Origin of the sequence: Streptomyces sp. NBC_01304, from assembly GCF_035975855.1 — a bacterium.
GTDB lineage: Bacteria > Actinomycetota > Actinomycetes > Streptomycetales > Streptomycetaceae > Streptomyces.
In genome coordinates this window covers 4,803,962-4,818,894 of the sequence record NZ_CP109055.1, presented here as the reverse complement: position 1 = coordinate 4,818,894, position 14,933 = coordinate 4,803,962, and the positions used below count along the sequence as shown (strand labels likewise).

At 65.6% G+C, this 14,933-nt stretch carries 10 protein-coding genes and 1 tRNA gene; 10 read left to right on the top strand and 1 reads right to left on the bottom strand.

All coding sequences use genetic code 11. From position 1 onward, the window contains the following. Nucleotides 1–115 precede the first annotated feature (115 nt). Nucleotides 116–1,342 (bottom strand): pyridoxal phosphate-dependent aminotransferase, encoded by a 1,227-nt coding sequence (locus OG430_RS21090; RefSeq protein WP_327354104.1) that lies wholly within the window; start codon nt 1,340–1,342, stop codon nt 116–118. A 183-nt stretch (nt 1,343–1,525) separates the two neighbouring features. Between OG430_RS21090 and OG430_RS21085 the strand changes: the two genes are divergently transcribed. From OG430_RS21085 to OG430_RS21040, 10 genes are all read left to right on the top strand, one after another. Further along, nucleotides 1,526–1,598 (top strand) — tRNA-Trp (locus tag OG430_RS21085). Nucleotides 1,599–1,710: 112 nt separating this feature from the next. Beyond that, nucleotides 1,711–1,998, top strand: a complete 288-nt coding sequence (gene secE, locus OG430_RS21080; protein ID WP_327354103.1) for a preprotein translocase subunit SecE — start codon at nt 1,711–1,713, stop codon at nt 1,996–1,998. Nucleotides 1,999–2,082: 84 nt separating this feature from the next. After that, complete coding sequence (gene nusG, locus OG430_RS21075) at nt 2,083–2,973, top strand: transcription termination/antitermination protein NusG (protein WP_327354102.1); 891 nt, start codon at nt 2,083–2,085, stop codon at nt 2,971–2,973. Nucleotides 2,974–3,149: 176 nt separating this feature from the next. Further along, nucleotides 3,150–3,584 carry a 50S ribosomal protein L11 gene (gene rplK, locus OG430_RS21070; RefSeq protein WP_327354101.1) on the top strand — a complete coding sequence of 145 codons (435 nt, stop codon included), beginning with the start codon at nt 3,150–3,152 and terminating at the stop codon, nt 3,582–3,584. 82 nt (nt 3,585–3,666) lie between these two features. Further along, on the top strand, nt 3,667–4,395 hold the full coding sequence (gene rplA, locus OG430_RS21065; RefSeq protein ID WP_327354100.1) for a 50S ribosomal protein L1: 729 nt from the start codon (nt 3,667–3,669) through the stop codon (nt 4,393–4,395). 152 nt (nt 4,396–4,547) lie between these two features. After that, nucleotides 4,548–5,441 carry a hypothetical protein gene (locus OG430_RS21060; protein WP_327354099.1) on the top strand — a complete coding sequence of 298 codons (894 nt, stop codon included), beginning with the start codon at nt 4,548–4,550 and terminating at the stop codon, nt 5,439–5,441. Between the two features lie 338 nt (nt 5,442–5,779). Next, a complete protein-coding gene (gene rplJ, locus OG430_RS21055; protein ID WP_327354098.1) occupies nt 5,780–6,310 on the top strand; it encodes a 50S ribosomal protein L10 in 531 nt (176 codons plus the stop codon). 115 nt (nt 6,311–6,425) lie between these two features. Then, entirely contained in the window at nt 6,426–6,809 is a 384-nt protein-coding gene (gene rplL / locus OG430_RS21050; RefSeq protein WP_327354097.1) for a 50S ribosomal protein L7/L12, read from the top strand. A 605-nt stretch (nt 6,810–7,414) separates the two neighbouring features. After that, nucleotides 7,415–10,897: a DNA-directed RNA polymerase subunit beta gene (rpoB, locus tag OG430_RS21045; RefSeq protein ID WP_327354096.1), complete on the top strand. Its 3,483-nt coding sequence runs from the start codon at nt 7,415–7,417 to the stop codon at nt 10,895–10,897. Between the two features lie 97 nt (nt 10,898–10,994). After that, complete coding sequence (locus OG430_RS21040; protein ID WP_327354095.1) at nt 10,995–14,894, top strand: DNA-directed RNA polymerase subunit beta'; 3,900 nt, start codon at nt 10,995–10,997, stop codon at nt 14,892–14,894. The last annotated feature ends 39 nt before the right edge of the window (nt 14,895–14,933 follow it).

Below are 14,933 nucleotides of genomic sequence, written 5' to 3'. Positions count from 1 at the left end.
AGCGGCTTTCCTCCAAGGAGTACTTGCCCGAACGAACAAGCGGGCCAACCGGGATGCCTCCCGGATGGCCCGCACACGCGCGTGGAGCGCGATTTCAGTCCTGCTCAGTCCCTGCTCAGGCCTTGGCCTCGGCGAGCAGCTCCTGGATCCGCGTGACCCCTTCGACCAGCGGCTCGTCACCAAGGGCGTACGAAAGACGCAGGTAGCCCGGCGTACCGAAGGCCTCGCCCGGCACCACGGCGACCTCGACCTCGTCCAGGATCAGCGCGGCCAGCTCGACGGAGGTCTGCGGGCGCTTGCCCCGGATCTCCTTGCCGAGCAGGCCCTTCACCGACGGGTACGCGTAGAAGGCGCCCTCGGGAACGGGGCAGACGACGCCCTCGATGGCGTTGAGCATCTTCACGATCGTCTGCCGACGCCGGTCGAAGGCCTCGCGCATCTCGGCGACCGCGGTGAGGTCACCGGAGACGGCGGCGATCGCCGCGGCCTGCGCCACATTGCTGACGTTGGACGTGGCGTGCGACTGCAGGTTGGTCGCGGCCTTGATGACGTCCTTGGGGCCGATGACCCAGCCCACGCGCCAGCCGGTCATCGCGTACGTCTTCGCGACGCCGTTCACGATGATGCACTTGTCGCGCAGCTCGGGCACGACCACCGGCAGCGAGGTGAACTCCGCGTCGCCGTAGACGAGGTGCTCGTAGATCTCGTCGGTGAGGACCCACAGGCCCTTCGCGGCGGCCCAGCGGCCGATCTCCTCGACCTGCTCGCGCGTGTAGACGGCGCCGGTCGGGTTGGAGGGGGAGACGAAGAGCAGCACCTTGGTGTTCTCCGTGAGAGCAGCCTCGAGCTGCTCCACGGACACCCGGTAGCCGGTCGTCTCGTCCGCGGTCACGAAGACCGGGACACCGCCCGCGAGCTGGATGGATTCGGGGTACGTCGTCCAGTACGGGGTCGGCACGATGACCTCGTCGCCCGGATCCAGGATCGTGGCGAAGGCCTCGTAGATCGCCTGCTTGCCACCGTTGGTGACCAGGACGTTGGCGGCCTCGACCTCGTAGCCGGAGTCGCGCAGCGTCTTCGCGGCGATCGCGGCCTTGAGTGCGGGGAGACCGCCGGCCGGCGTGTAGCGGTGGTACGTCGGGTTCTTGCAGGCCTCGATCGCGGCCTCGACGATGTAGTCGGGAGTCGGGAAGTCCGGCTCGCCCGCGCCGAACCCGATCACCGGAGCCCCGGCGGCCTTGAGGGCCTTGGCCTTGGCGTCGACGGCGAGGGTGGCGGACTCGGAGATTGCGCCGATGCGTGCGGAGACCCGGCGTTCGGTAGGTGGAGTAGCAGCGCTCATGCGCTCCATCGTTCCAGACCGGAAACACCCCGGGCACACGGGTTTCCCGGACGGGTGGATCCCATTCTGTTCGACGCCGGGGCGCGGACCACGTACACTCATCCCTCGTTGGCCTTCACCGGCCGCACCTTCCACGCACACTCCGTGCACTTGGGCGGATGCGGTACGTTGGGGGAAAACCAAAGGGTCGTAGCTCAATTGGTAGAGCACTGGTCTCCAAAACCAGCGGTTGGGGGTTCAAGTCCCTCCGGCCCTGCTACACACACCTTTCGCCAGGATGTGTGCGCATGTGTACGTACTGCAATGCAATCGCCGTGCGGCTCAAACCGGGCGCGGCACGGCCACGACCCGGAATCAGGTGAGAACGAGTGACGGACGCCGTGGGCTCGATTGACACGCCTGATGCCCCGGACGAGGCGACCGAGTCGAAGAAGAAGACCCGCAAGGGCGGGAAGCGCGGCAAGAAGGGCCCCCTGGGCCGTCTCGCGCTCTTCTACCGACAGATCGTTGCGGAACTCCGCAAGGTCGTCTGGCCGACTCGCAACCAACTCACCACGTACACCACAGTGGTGATTGTCTTTGTCGTCATCATGATCGCCTTGGTGACCGTGATTGACTATGGCTTCTCGCAGGCCGTCAAGGGCGTATTCGGCTAGACGCCGTGCGCCGAGCGAAGGGCGCCGTCCCCGGCGCCCCTTTCGCGCGTTCTACCCATATGTATCCAGGAAGAAGCAGCCACCGTGTCTGACCCGAACCTGAACGACGCCATCGAGTCGGCGGAGTCCGTGGAGGACCAGCTCGACATCGTCGAGGCGGCGGACGCCGAGGACCCGGACCAGGCCGAGGCTGCCGACGCCGCCGCGGGCGAAGGCGCCGAAGAGGCTGCCATGCACGTCGAGGACGAGGCCGCCGAGGCTGACGACGAGATCGACACCGAGGACACCGAGGTCGCTCTCGAGGCGTCCGAGGACGAGGACAAGGCTGCCGAAGAGGCCGCCGAGCCCGCTGAGCCGGTCGACCCGATCGCCGCCCTGCGCGAAGAGCTCCGCACTCTCCCCGGCGAGTGGTACGTCATCCACACGTACGCCGGTTACGAGAACCGCGTGAAGACCAACCTCGAGCAGCGCGCCGTCTCGCTGAACGTCGAGGACTTCATCTTCCAGGCCGAGGTGCCGCAGGAAGAGGTCGTCCAGATCAAGAACGGCGACCGCAAGACCATCAAGCAGAACAAGCTCCCCGGCTACGTCCTGGTGCGCATGGATCTGACGAACGAGTCCTGGGGCGTCGTCCGTAACACCCCCGGCGTCACCGGCTTCGTGGGCAACGCCTACGACCCGTACCCGCTGACCCTGGACGAGATCGTCAAGATGCTCGCCCCGGAGGCCGAGGAGAAGGCCGCCCGCGAGGCCGCCGAGGCCGAGGGCAAGCCCGTCCCGCAGCGCAAGGTCGAGGTCCAGGTCCTGGACTTCGAGGTCGGCGACTCGGTCACCGTCACCGACGGCCCGTTCGCGACGCTGCAGGCCACGATCAACGAGATCAACGCCGACTCGAAGAAGGTCAAGGGCCTCGTCGAGATCTTCGGCCGCGAGACCCCGGTCGAGCTCAGTTTCGACCAGATCCAGAAGAACTGAGCATCTTCAGAACGCTCTGGAACACAAGCCTCCGACCAGGTCAGAACGGCTCTCGCAGCTGCTCTGACCTGCTCGGTTTTTGGCCGCGCATGGATACCCGTTATCGTTGTGCGGTATGCCTCCATCCGGATGACTGGATGTAGGCGGTTCACTCTCACTAGGACCCGGAGAGAGCAATGCCTCCCAAGAAGAAGAAGGTCACGGGGCTTATCAAGCTCCAGATCAACGCCGGTGCGGCGAACCCGGCTCCGCCGGTCGGCCCCGCGCTCGGCCAGCACGGCGTCAACATCATGGAGTTCTGCAAGGCCTACAACGCCGCGACCGAGTCGCAGCGTGGCTGGGTGATCCCGGTGGAGATCACGGTCTACGAAGACCGTTCCTTCACCTTCATCACCAAGACGCCGCCGGCCGCGAAGATGATCCTCAAGGCCGCGGGTGTCGAGAAGGGCTCCGGCGAGCCCCACAAGACCAAGGTCGCCAAGATCACCGACGCGCAGGTTCGCGAGATCGCCACCACCAAGATGGCCGACCTCAACGCGAACGACCTGGACGCCGCGTCCAAGATCATCGCGGGCACCGCCCGTTCCATGGGCATCACGGTCGAGGGCTGACCGCAACCCCCGTTTGACCTCTGTGGAAGGACCACGCGCTGGTCCGCACCACAACTCCATCCCTGAAACTCCAGGAGTAGCAGTGAAGCGCAGCAAGACTCTCCGCGCTGGCGACGCCAAGATCGACCGGGACAAGCTCTACGCCCCGCTCGAGGCCGTCCGTCTCGCCAAGGAGACCTCCGCGACCAAGTTCGACGGCACCGTCGAGGTCGCCTTCCGCCTGGGTGTTGACCCGCGCAAGGCCGACCAGATGGTCCGTGGCACCGTGAACCTCCCGCACGGCACCGGCAAGACCGCCCGGGTCCTGGTCTTCGCGACCGGTGACCGTGCTGCGGCCGCGGAAGCCGCCGGCGCCGACATCGTCGGCTCCGACGAACTGATCGCCGAGATCGCGGCGGGCAACCGCCTCAACGAGTTCGACGCCGTCGTCGCCACCCCGGACCTCATGGGCAAGGTCGGCCGCCTCGGCCGCGTCCTCGGCCCGCGTGGTCTCATGCCCAACCCGAAGACCGGCACCGTGACGCCCGACGTCGTCAAGGCGGTCAACGAGATCAAGGGCGGCAAGATCGAGTTCCGCGTCGACAAGCACTCGAACCTGCACTTCATCATCGGCAAGGTGTCCTTCGACGACACCAAGCTGGTGGAGAACTACGGTGCGGCGCTCGACGAGATCCTCCGCCTCAAGCCGTCCGCGGCCAAGGGTCGCTACATCAAGAAGGCCTCGCTCACCACCACGATGGGCCCCGGCATTCCGCTCGACTCGAACCGCACCCGCAACCTCCTCGTCGAGGAGGACCCGGCCGCCGTCTGATCCTGACGGCAGTCGCGGTTACGCGATCTGCACACGGGCCCCGCAACCTTTCGAGGTGCGGGGCCCGTCCCTGTTCTTACGACGATCCATGTGGTGTCCGAGCTCCGCGATACGGTGCTTGGCCCATTGGAAATCCTCAAGGGGTGGGACAGATGAGCAGCAGGACCCTGCGACGTGCATGCGCCTCGCTGGCGGCGGTGGCCGCCCTGACCGGCGTCGCGGCCTGTGGTGGCGCCTCCGGTTCCGGCAAGAGCGACGGGGACACCTCCGGCGAGGGCGGCGGTGGCCTGAGCCCGCTCGCGGCCCTGCGGACCATCAACACCAAGACCGACAGCGCGAATTCGGCCAAGATCGAGGGCACGACCTCCATGGGTGCCCAGGGCTCCATGGAGATGAAGGGCAGCCTCGACTGGTCGGACGGGATCACCGGTCCGATGACCGTCACCTTCACCGACGGCGCGCTGGCCGACCAGATGGCGCAGGTGGGCAACACGTCGATCGAGTACCGGTACCTGCCCAACGGCTTCTACGCGAACATGGGCGACAAGTTCGCGCAGCAGTCCGGCGGCAAGCACTGGATCGCGTACGACTACGACAAGCTGGCCGAGACGGGCGGCGCCGCAGGTGGCGTGCTCAAGGACCAGATGCAGAAGACCACCCCGAACCAGTCGGTGAAGATGCTCCTCGCCTCAGGTGACGTGAAGCGCGTCGGCGAGGAGAAGGTCCGCGGAGTCGCCACCACGCACTACTCGGGCACCGTCGACGTGGCGGACATCTCCGCGAAGACCGCGGAGCTGGACGAGGAAGAGGTGGAGGCGCTCCGCAAGCAGCTCAAGCAGGCGGGGATGACCACGGAGAAGATTGACATCTGGGTCGACGGCGACAACCTGCTGGTGAAGAAGATCGAAGAGGCCAAGATGAAGACCGGGGAGTTCTCCCAGACGGTCTACTACAGCGACTACGGCGTCGAGGTCTCCGCGGAGAAGCCGGCGGCCGGCGACACGATCGACTTCAGCGAGCTGCTGAACAAGCAGCCGCAGGCCTGACGAGCCGCAGGTCAGGGCCCGATCAGAGGCGATTTGGTCGATCAGGATCTGTTCACGTACACTTCCACAGAAGCCAAAGACCGCTGGTCGTTGCCGCACGCTCCTCGTGAGAGTGCGGCGGCCGAAGGATCCGCTGAACTGCGGACGACCCGTGCAGGTGACTGTGGAAGTGCTCCCGGATCTGATCCGGTCGAGCTCACGCCCCGTGCACCTGTGCCGGGGCGTTTCGTTTTGTACAGAGTTAACCCTTCTTCATGTGCCTGATTCAGGCGGTCCGGCGAACGCGGCTGATCGGAAGGTCAGTCGAGGATCATCACCCGGAAGGAGGGCTGACGCTCATGGCAACGCCCGACAAGGCTGCAGCGGTGGCCGAGCTCACGGAGCAGTTCCGTAGCTCGAACGCCGCCGTGCTGACCGAGTACCGGGGTCTCACCGTTGCGCAGCTCAAGACGCTGCGTCGTTCTCTCGGTGAGAACGCCCAGTACGCCGTGGTGAAGAACACGCTGACCAAGATCGCGGCCCACGAGGCCGGGATCACCACGCTGGACGACCACTTCAGTGGTCCGACGGCGGTTGCCTTCATCACCGGTGACCCGGTGGTGTCGGCGAAGGGTCTTCGTGACTTCGCCAAGGACAACCCCAACCTCGTCATCAAGGGCGGTGTCCTTGATGGCAAGGCGCTGTCCGCCGACGAGATCAAGAAGCTTGCGGACCTCGAGTCCCGCGAGGTTCTGCTCAGCAAGCTGGCCGGTGCCTTCAAGGGCAAGCAGTCTCAGGCTGCTCAGCTCTTCCAGGCGCTGCCCTCGAAGTTCGTCCGCACCGCGGACGCGCTTCGTGCCAAGAAGGCCGAGCAGGGCGGTGCCGAGTAATTCGGCTCGCGTCATGACCTGCGCCCACTAGGGCAACAGGTCGAAGCGGGCCTGAATGTACGCCCGCCACACATGTAACTCCGGCACCAGCCGAATTAGTGGAAGGACCGCCATCATGGCGAAGCTCAGCCAGGACGACCTGCTCGCCCAGTTCGAAGAGATGACCCTCATCGAGCTCTCCGAGTTCGTGAAGGCCTTCGAGGAGAAGTTCGACGTCACCGCCGCCGCTGCGGTCGCCGTTGCCGGCCCCGCCGCCGCTGGCGCCCCGGCCGAGGCTGCTGCCGAGCAGGACGAGTTCGACGTCATCCTCACCGGCGCCGGCGAGAAGAAGATCCAGGTCATCAAGGTCGTGCGTGAGCTGACCTCCCTGGGTCTGAAGGAGGCCAAGGACCTCGTCGACGGCACCCCGAAGCCGGTCGTCGAGAAGGTCGACAAGGCCGCCGCCGAGAAGGCCGCCGAGGCCCTCAAGGCTGCCGGTGCCTCCGTCGAGGTCAAGTGACCTTGCGAGTCTGCTGACTCTTTCGCGTGGAACGGCTCTCGGGCTGTAACGCGCACACACTGAAGGGCGATCACCCATATGGGTGGTCGCCCTTCGGCGTTCCCGTGACGGCTGCCTTGCGATGTCGGCAGGGCCGAGTATGGTGATCTTCGTTGTGCCTGGGGCCGCCTGGACGGGGCCCTCCGGGGCGTGGCACGGCGGCGATCGCAGCAGTTGGTTTGGGCTGGGGGGCCTTGACGAACCGCACGCAGCGCGCAATTCTCAGGACGCGTCGCCACAACGATCCGAATCCGAGGCATGGATCGGCGACGAAGAGGGCAGTGTGGATATGCGCCCACTCGGCGAGGGGTCTGCCGAGGGGCCACAACAGCAGGATTCCGAGGTGTTCGTGGGTTGCTCGAAAACCCGCTCTGGACATCAGTGGGCCGAGTGGCTACACTGACCCTTTGCGCTGCCTGTTAGCTGCCTCCTGCCCGTCACCAGGGGCATGCCCATGCTTGAGCACCGTTGATTGAACCTCCCTGACCTGGGATTTCGCATCAATGCGCTCAAAATATGGGACCGGTACGCGCGTAGTGAGTCCGAGCCCTCGGAAGGACCCCCTCTTGGCCGCCTCGCGCAACGCCTCGACTGCCAATACGAACAACGGCGCCAGCACCGCCCCGCTGCGCATCTCCTTTGCAAAGATCAAGGAGCCCCTCGAGGTTCCCAACCTGCTCGCGCTGCAGACCGAGAGCTTTGACTGGCTGCTCGGGAACACCGCCTGGCAGAGTCGGGTCGAGGCCGCTCTTGAGTCCGGTCAGGACGTCCCCACCAAGTCAGGTCTGGAGGAGATCTTCGAGGAGATCTCTCCGATCGAGGACTTCTCCGGGTCGATGTCGCTGACTTTCCGCGACCACCGTTTCGAGCCTCCGAAGAACTCCATCGACGAGTGCAAGGAGCGCGACTTCACGTACGCCGCCCCGCTCTTCGTCACCGCCGAGTTCACCAACAACGAGACCGGCGAGATCAAGTCCCAGACGGTCTTCATGGGCGACTTCCCGCTCATGACGAACAAGGGCACCTTCTGCATCAACGGCACCGAGCGTGTCGTTGTTTCGCAGCTGGTCCGCTCGCCGGGTGTCTACTTCGACTCTTCCATCGACAAGACGTCCGACAAGGACATCTTCTCCGCCAAGGTCATCCCGTCCCGGGGTGCCTGGCTGGAGATGGAGATCGACAAGCGCGACATGGTCGGTGTCCGCATCGACCGCAAGCGCAAGCAGTCCGTGACCGTTCTGCTCAAGGCTCTCGGTTGGACGACCGAGCAGATCCTCGAGGAGTTCGGCGAGTACGAGTCGATGCGCGCCACCCTGGAGAAGGACCACACCCAGGGCCAGGACGACGCGCTGCTCGACATCTACCGCAAGCTGCGTCCGGGCGAGCCGCCGACGCGTGAGGCTGCGCAGACGCTGCTCGAGAACCTCTACTTCAACCCGAAGCGCTACGACCTCGCGAAGGTCGGCCGCTACAAGGTGAACAAGAAGCTCGCTGCGGACGCGCCGCTCGACGCCGGCATCCTGACCGTCGAGGACATCATCTCGACGATCAAGTACCTGGTGAAGCTGCACGCCGGTGAGACCGAGACGGTCGGCGACAGCGGTGCCTCGATCGTCGTCGAGACCGACGACATCGACCACTTCGGCAACCGTCGTCTGCGTAACGTCGGCGAGCTCATCCAGAACCAGGTCCGCACGGGTCTGGCTCGTATGGAGCGCGTCGTGCGTGAGCGCATGACCACCCAGGACGTCGAGGCGATCACGCCGCAGACCCTGATCAACATCCGGCCGGTCGTCGCCTCCATCAAGGAGTTCTTCGGCACCAGCCAGCTGTCGCAGTTCATGGACCAGACGAACCCGCTGTCGGGTCTGACCCACAAGCGTCGTCTGTCCGCACTCGGCCCCGGTGGTCTGTCCCGTGAGCGGGCCGGCTTCGAGGTCCGAGACGTGCACCCGTCTCACTACGGCCGTATGTGCCCGATTGAGACGCCTGAAGGCCCGAACATCGGTCTGATCGGTTCGCTGGCTTCGTACGGCCGCGTCAACGCCTTCGGCTTTGTCGAGACCCCGTACCGCAAGGTCATCGAGGGTGTCGTCACCGACGACGTCGACTACCTGACGGCCGACGAAGAGGACCGATTCGTCATCGCGCAGGCCAACGCGCCGCTGACGGAGGACCTGCGCTTCGCCGAGGCCCGTGTCCTCGTCCGCCGTCGTGGCGGCGAGGTCGACTACATCCCCGGTGACGACGTCGACTACATGGACGTCTCGCCGCGCCAGATGGTGTCGGTCGCGACCGCGATGATCCCGTTCCTCGAGCACGACGACGCCAACCGCGCGCTCATGGGCTCGAACATGATGCGCCAGGCCGTGCCGCTGATTAAGGCGGAGGCCCCGCTGGTCGGTACCGGCATGGAGTACCGCTGTGCGGTCGACGCCGGTGACGTCATCAAGGCCGAGAAGGACGGTGTCGTCCAGGAGGTCTCCGCCGACTACGTGACGGTGGCCAACGACGACGGCACGTACACCACGTACCGCGTCGCCAAGTTCTCCCGCTCGAACCAGGGCACGTCCTTCAACCAGAAGGTCGTCGTCGACGAGGGCGCGCGCGTCATCGAGGGCCAGGTCCTCGCCGACGGCCCCTCGACCGACGAGGGCGAGATGGCGCTGGGCAAGAACCTGCTCGTGGCGTTCATGCCGTGGGAGGGTCACAACTACGAGGACGCGATCATCCTGTCGCAGCGCCTCGTGCAGGACGACGTCCTCTCCTCGATTCACATCGAGGAGCACGAGGTCGACGCCCGTGACACCAAGCTCGGCCCGGAGGAGATCACCCGGGACATCCCGAACGTCTCCGAGGAGGTCCTCTCGGACCTCGACGAGCGCGGCATCATCCGTATCGGTGCCGAGGTCGTCGCCGGCGACATCCTGGTCGGCAAGGTCACGCCCAAGGGTGAGACCGAGCTGACCCCGGAGGAGCGTCTGCTCCGCGCGATCTTCGGTGAGAAGGCGCGCGAGGTGCGCGACACCTCGCTGAAGGTGCCGCACGGTGAGATCGGCAAGGTCATCGGCGTACGCGTCTTCGACCGTGAAGAGGGCGACGAGCTGCCGCCGGGCGTGAACCAGCTGGTTCGTGTCTACGTGGCGCAGAAGCGCAAGATCACGGATGGTGACAAGCTCGCCGGCCGTCACGGCAACAAGGGTGTCATCTCCAAGATCAACCCGATCGAGGACATGCCGTTCCTCGAGGACGGCACCCCGGTCGACATCATCCTCAACCCGCTCGGTGTCCCGTCCCGAATGAACCCGGGACAGGTCCTCGAGATCCACCTCGGCTGGCTCGCCAGCCAGGGCTGGAACGTGCAGGGTGCCGAGGAGTGGATGCAGCGTCTGCAGGCCATCGGCGCCGACGAGGTGCCCGCGGGCTCCAACGTCGCGACCCCGGTCTTCGACGGTGCCCGCGAGGACGAGATCTCCGGTCTCTTCGAGCACACCATTCCGAACCGCGACGGCGAGCGCATGGTGCTCCCGTCCGGCAAGGCGCGGATGTTCGACGGTCGCTCGGGTGAGCCGTTCCCGGAGCCGATCTCGGTCGGCTACATGTACATCCTGAAGCTGCACCACCTGGTCGACGACAAGCTGCACGCTCGCTCGACCGGTCCGTACTCGATGATCACCCAGCAGCCGCTGGGTGGTAAGGCGCAGTTCGGTGGCCAGCGCTTCGGTGAGATGGAGGTGTGGGCGCTCGAGGCATACGGCGCCGCCTACGCCCTCCAGGAGCTGCTGACCATCAAGTCCGACGACGTGACCGGCCGCGTGAAGGTCTACGAGGCCATCGTCAAGGGCGAGAACATCCCTGAGCCGGGCATTCCCGAGTCCTTCAAGGTGCTCATCAAGGAAATGCAGTCGCTCTGCCTCAACGTGGAGGTGCTGTCCTCGGACGGCATGTCCATCGAGATGCGCGACACCGACGAGGACGTCTTCCGCGCGGCGGAGGAGCTCGGTATCGACCTGTCCCGGCGCGAGCCGAGCAGCGTCGAAGAGGTCTGACGGGCCTGGCGGGGGGCTCGCTCAAGAGCCCCCCGTCATCCCCGGGACCGTTCAGACCATGATTGAGACTCGACCCCGAAAGAGGGATTGACGCACAGTGCTCGACGTCAACTTCTTCGACGAGCTGCGGATCGGCCTTGCCACCGCGGACGACATCCGAACCTGGTCGCACGGCGAGGTCAAGAAGCCGGAGACCATCAACTACCGCACCCTCAAGCCCGAAAAGGACGGACTCTTCTGCGAGAAGATCTTCGGTCCGACCCGGGACTGGGAGTGCTACTGCGGTAAGTACAAGCGTGTCCGCTTCAAGGGCATCATCTGTGAGCGCTGCGGCGTCGAGGTCACTCGCGCCAAGGTGCGTCGTGAGCGGATGGGCCACATTGAGCTGGCCGCCCCTGTCACGCACATCTGGTACTTCAAGGGCGTGCCTTCGCGCCTCGGTTACCTGCTCGACCTCGCGCCGAAGGACCTGGAAAAGGTCATCTACTTCGCCGCGTACATGATCACCTTCGTGGACGAGGAGCGCCGCACGCGCGACCTGCCCTCGCTGGAGGCTCACGTCTCCGTCGAGCGTCAGCAGGTCGAGCAGCGCCGTGACGCCGACCTCGAGACCCGCGCCAAGAAGCTCGAGACCGACCTGGCCGAGCTCGAGGCCGAGGGCGCCAAGGCCGACGTGCGCCGCAAGGTGCGCGAAGGTGCCGAGCGTGAGATGAAGCAGCTGCGTGACCGTGCGCAGCGCGAGATCGACCGTCTCGACGAGGTCTGGGCGCGCTTCAAGAACCTCAAGGTCCAGGACCTGGAGGGCGACGAGCTGCTCTACCGCGAGCTGCGTGACCGTTTCGGCACGTACTTCGACGGCTGCATGGGTGCTGCCGCTCTGCAGAAGCGCCTGGAGTCCTTCGACCTGGATGAAGAGGCCGAGCGGCTTCGCGAGATCATCCGTACCGGCAAGGGCCAGAAGAAGACCCGTGCGCTCAAGCGCCTCAAGGTCGTCTCCGCGTTCCTGCAGACCAGCAACAAGCCCAAGGGCATGGTGCTCGACTGCGTGCCGGTCATCCCGCCGGACCTGCGTCCGATGGTGCAGCTGGACGGTGGCCGCTTCGCGACCTCCGACCTGAACGACCTGTACCGCCGCGTGATCAACCGCAACAACCGCCTGAAGCGGCTTCTCGACCTCGGTGCTCCCGAGATCATCGTGAACAACGAGAAGCGCATGCTCCAGGAGGCCGTGGACGCCCTCTTCGACAACGGTCGTCGTGGTCGCCCGGTCACCGGTCCCGGTAACCGCCCGCTCAAGTCCCTCAGCGACATGCTGAAGGGCAAGCAGGGTCGTTTCCGTCAGAACCTTCTCGGTAAGCGTGTGGACTACTCCGCGCGTTCCGTGATCGTCGTCGGCCCGCAGCTGAAGCTGCACCAGTGTGGTCTTCCCAAGGCCATGGCGCTGGAGCTCTTCAAGCCGTTCGTGATGAAGCGTCTGGTTGACCTCAACCACGCGCAGAACATCAAGTCGGCCAAGCGCATGGTCGAGCGCGGCCGCACGGTCGTGTACGACGTCCTGGAAGAGGTCATCGCTGAGCACCCGGTTCTGCTGAACCGTGCGCCCACGCTGCACCGCCTCGGCATCCAGGCCTTCGAGCCGCAGCTGGTCGAGGGCAAGGCCATCCAGATCCACCCGCTCGTCTGCACCGCGTTCAACGCGGACTTCGACGGTGACCAGATGGCCGTGCACCTGCCGCTCTCCGCGGAGGCGCAGGCCGAGGCCCGCATCCTGATGCTGTCCTCGAACAACATCCTGAAGCCGGCCGACGGCCGTCCGGTCACCATGCCCACCCAGGACATGGTGCTCGGCCTCTTCTTCCTCACCACCGATGAGGAAGAGATCAAGGTCATCGGTGAGGGCCGGTCCTTCGGCTCCACCGCCGAGGCCGTCATGGCCTTCGACAACCGCGAGCTCTCGATCCAGGCGAAGGTCGACATCCGCTTCCCGGTGGGCACCATCCCGCCCCGCGGTTGGACCCCGCCGGCTCAGGAAGAGGGCGAGCCCGAGTGGCAGCAGGGGGACACGTTCCGTCTGCGTACGACTCTGGGCCGCGCGCTCTTCAACGAGCTGCTGCCCGAGGACTACCCGTTCGTCGACTACTCGGTGGGCAAGAAGCAGCTCTCCGAGATCGTCAACGACCTGGCCGAGCGCTACCCCAAGGTCATCGTGGCGGCGACGCTCGACAACCTGAAGGCGGCCGGCTTCTTCTGGGCCACCCGTTCCGGCGTCACCGTCGCCGTTTCGGACATCGTCGTCCCGGAGGCCAAGAAGGCCATCGTCCAGGGCTACGAGGCCCAGGACGAGAAGGTCCAGAAGCAGTACGAGCGCGGTCTGATCACCAAGGACGAGCGCACGAACGAGCTCATCACCATCTGGACCCGCGCGACCAACGAGGTCGCCGAGGCGATGAACGCGAACTTCCCGAAGACCAACCCCATCTACATGATGGTGAACTCGGGTGCTCGCGGAAACATGATGCAGATGCGTCAGATCGCCGGTATGCGTGGTCTGGTGTCCAACGCCAAGAATGAGACGATTCCTCGTCCGATTAAGGCGTCGTTCCGTGAGGGCCTGTCCGTGCTGGAGTACTTCATCTCCACGCACGGTGCCCGTAAGGGTCTGGCGGACACCGCCCTGCGTACCGCCGACTCGGGTTACCTGACCCGTCGTCTGGTGGACGTCTCGCAGGACGTCATCATCCGCGAAGAGGACTGTGGCACCGACCGCGGCCTCAAGCTGAAGATCGCCGTCAAGGGCGAGGACGGCGTGCTCCGCAAGACGGAGGACGTCGAGACCTCGGTGTACGCCCGCATGCTGGCCGAGGACGTCGTCATCGACGGCAAGGTCATCGCGCCGGCCAACGTCGACCTCGGTGACGTGCTCATCGACGCCCTGGTCGCCAATGGCGTCGAGGAGGTCAAGACCCGCTCGGTCCTGACCTGTGAGTCGGCGGTCGGCACCTGTGCCTTCTGCTACGGCCGCTCGCTGGCCACCGGCAAGCTGGTCGACATCGGTGAGGCGGTCGGCATCATCGCCGCCCAGTCCATCGGTGAGCCCGGTACCCAGCTGACGATGCGTACCTTCCACACCGGTGGTGTGGCCGGTGACGACATCACCCAGGGTCTGCCCCGTGTCGTCGAGCTCTTCGAGGCTCGTACGCCGAAGGGTGTCGCCCCGATCTCCGAGGCTGCGGGCCGTGTCCGCATCGAGGAGACCGAGAAGACCAAGAAGATCGTCATCGTCCCGGACGACGGCAGCGACGAGACTCCGTTCCCGATCTCGAAGCGCGCCCGTGTCCAGGTGGCCGAGGGCGACCACGTCGAGGTGGGCCAGAAGCTCACCGTGGGTGCCACCAACCCGCACGACGTGCTGCGGATCCTCGGTCAGCGTGCGGTCCAGGTCCACCTGGTCGGCGAAGTCCAGAAGGTCTACAACAGCCAGGGCGTGTCGATCCACGACAAGCACATCGAGATCATCATCCGGCAGATGCTGCGCCGCGTGACGATCATCGAGTCCGGCGACGCGGAGCTGCTGCCGGGCGAGCTCGTCGAGCGCTCGAAGTTCGAGACCGAGAACCGTCGTGTGGTCCAGGAAGGCGGCCACCCGGCCTCCGGCCGTCCGCAGCTGATGGGTATCACCAAGGCCTCGCTCGCCACCGAGTCGTGGCTGTCGGCGGCGTCCTTCCAGGAGACGACCAGGGTTCTGACGGACGCGGCGATCAACGCCAAGTCCGACTCCCTGATCGGCCTCAAGGAGAACGTCATCATCGGTAAGCTCATCCCGGCCGGTACGGGCCTGTCCCGCTACCGCAACATCCGGGTGGAGCCGACCGAAGAGGCCAAGGCCGCGATGTACTCGGCCGTCGGCTACGACGACATCGACTACTCGCCGTTCGGCACTGGCTCCGGCCAGGCTGTGCCGCTGGAGGACTACGACTACGGTCCGTACAACCAGTAAGGCGTAGAACGCCCCATTTGGGGGCGTCAGGGTCGCTCA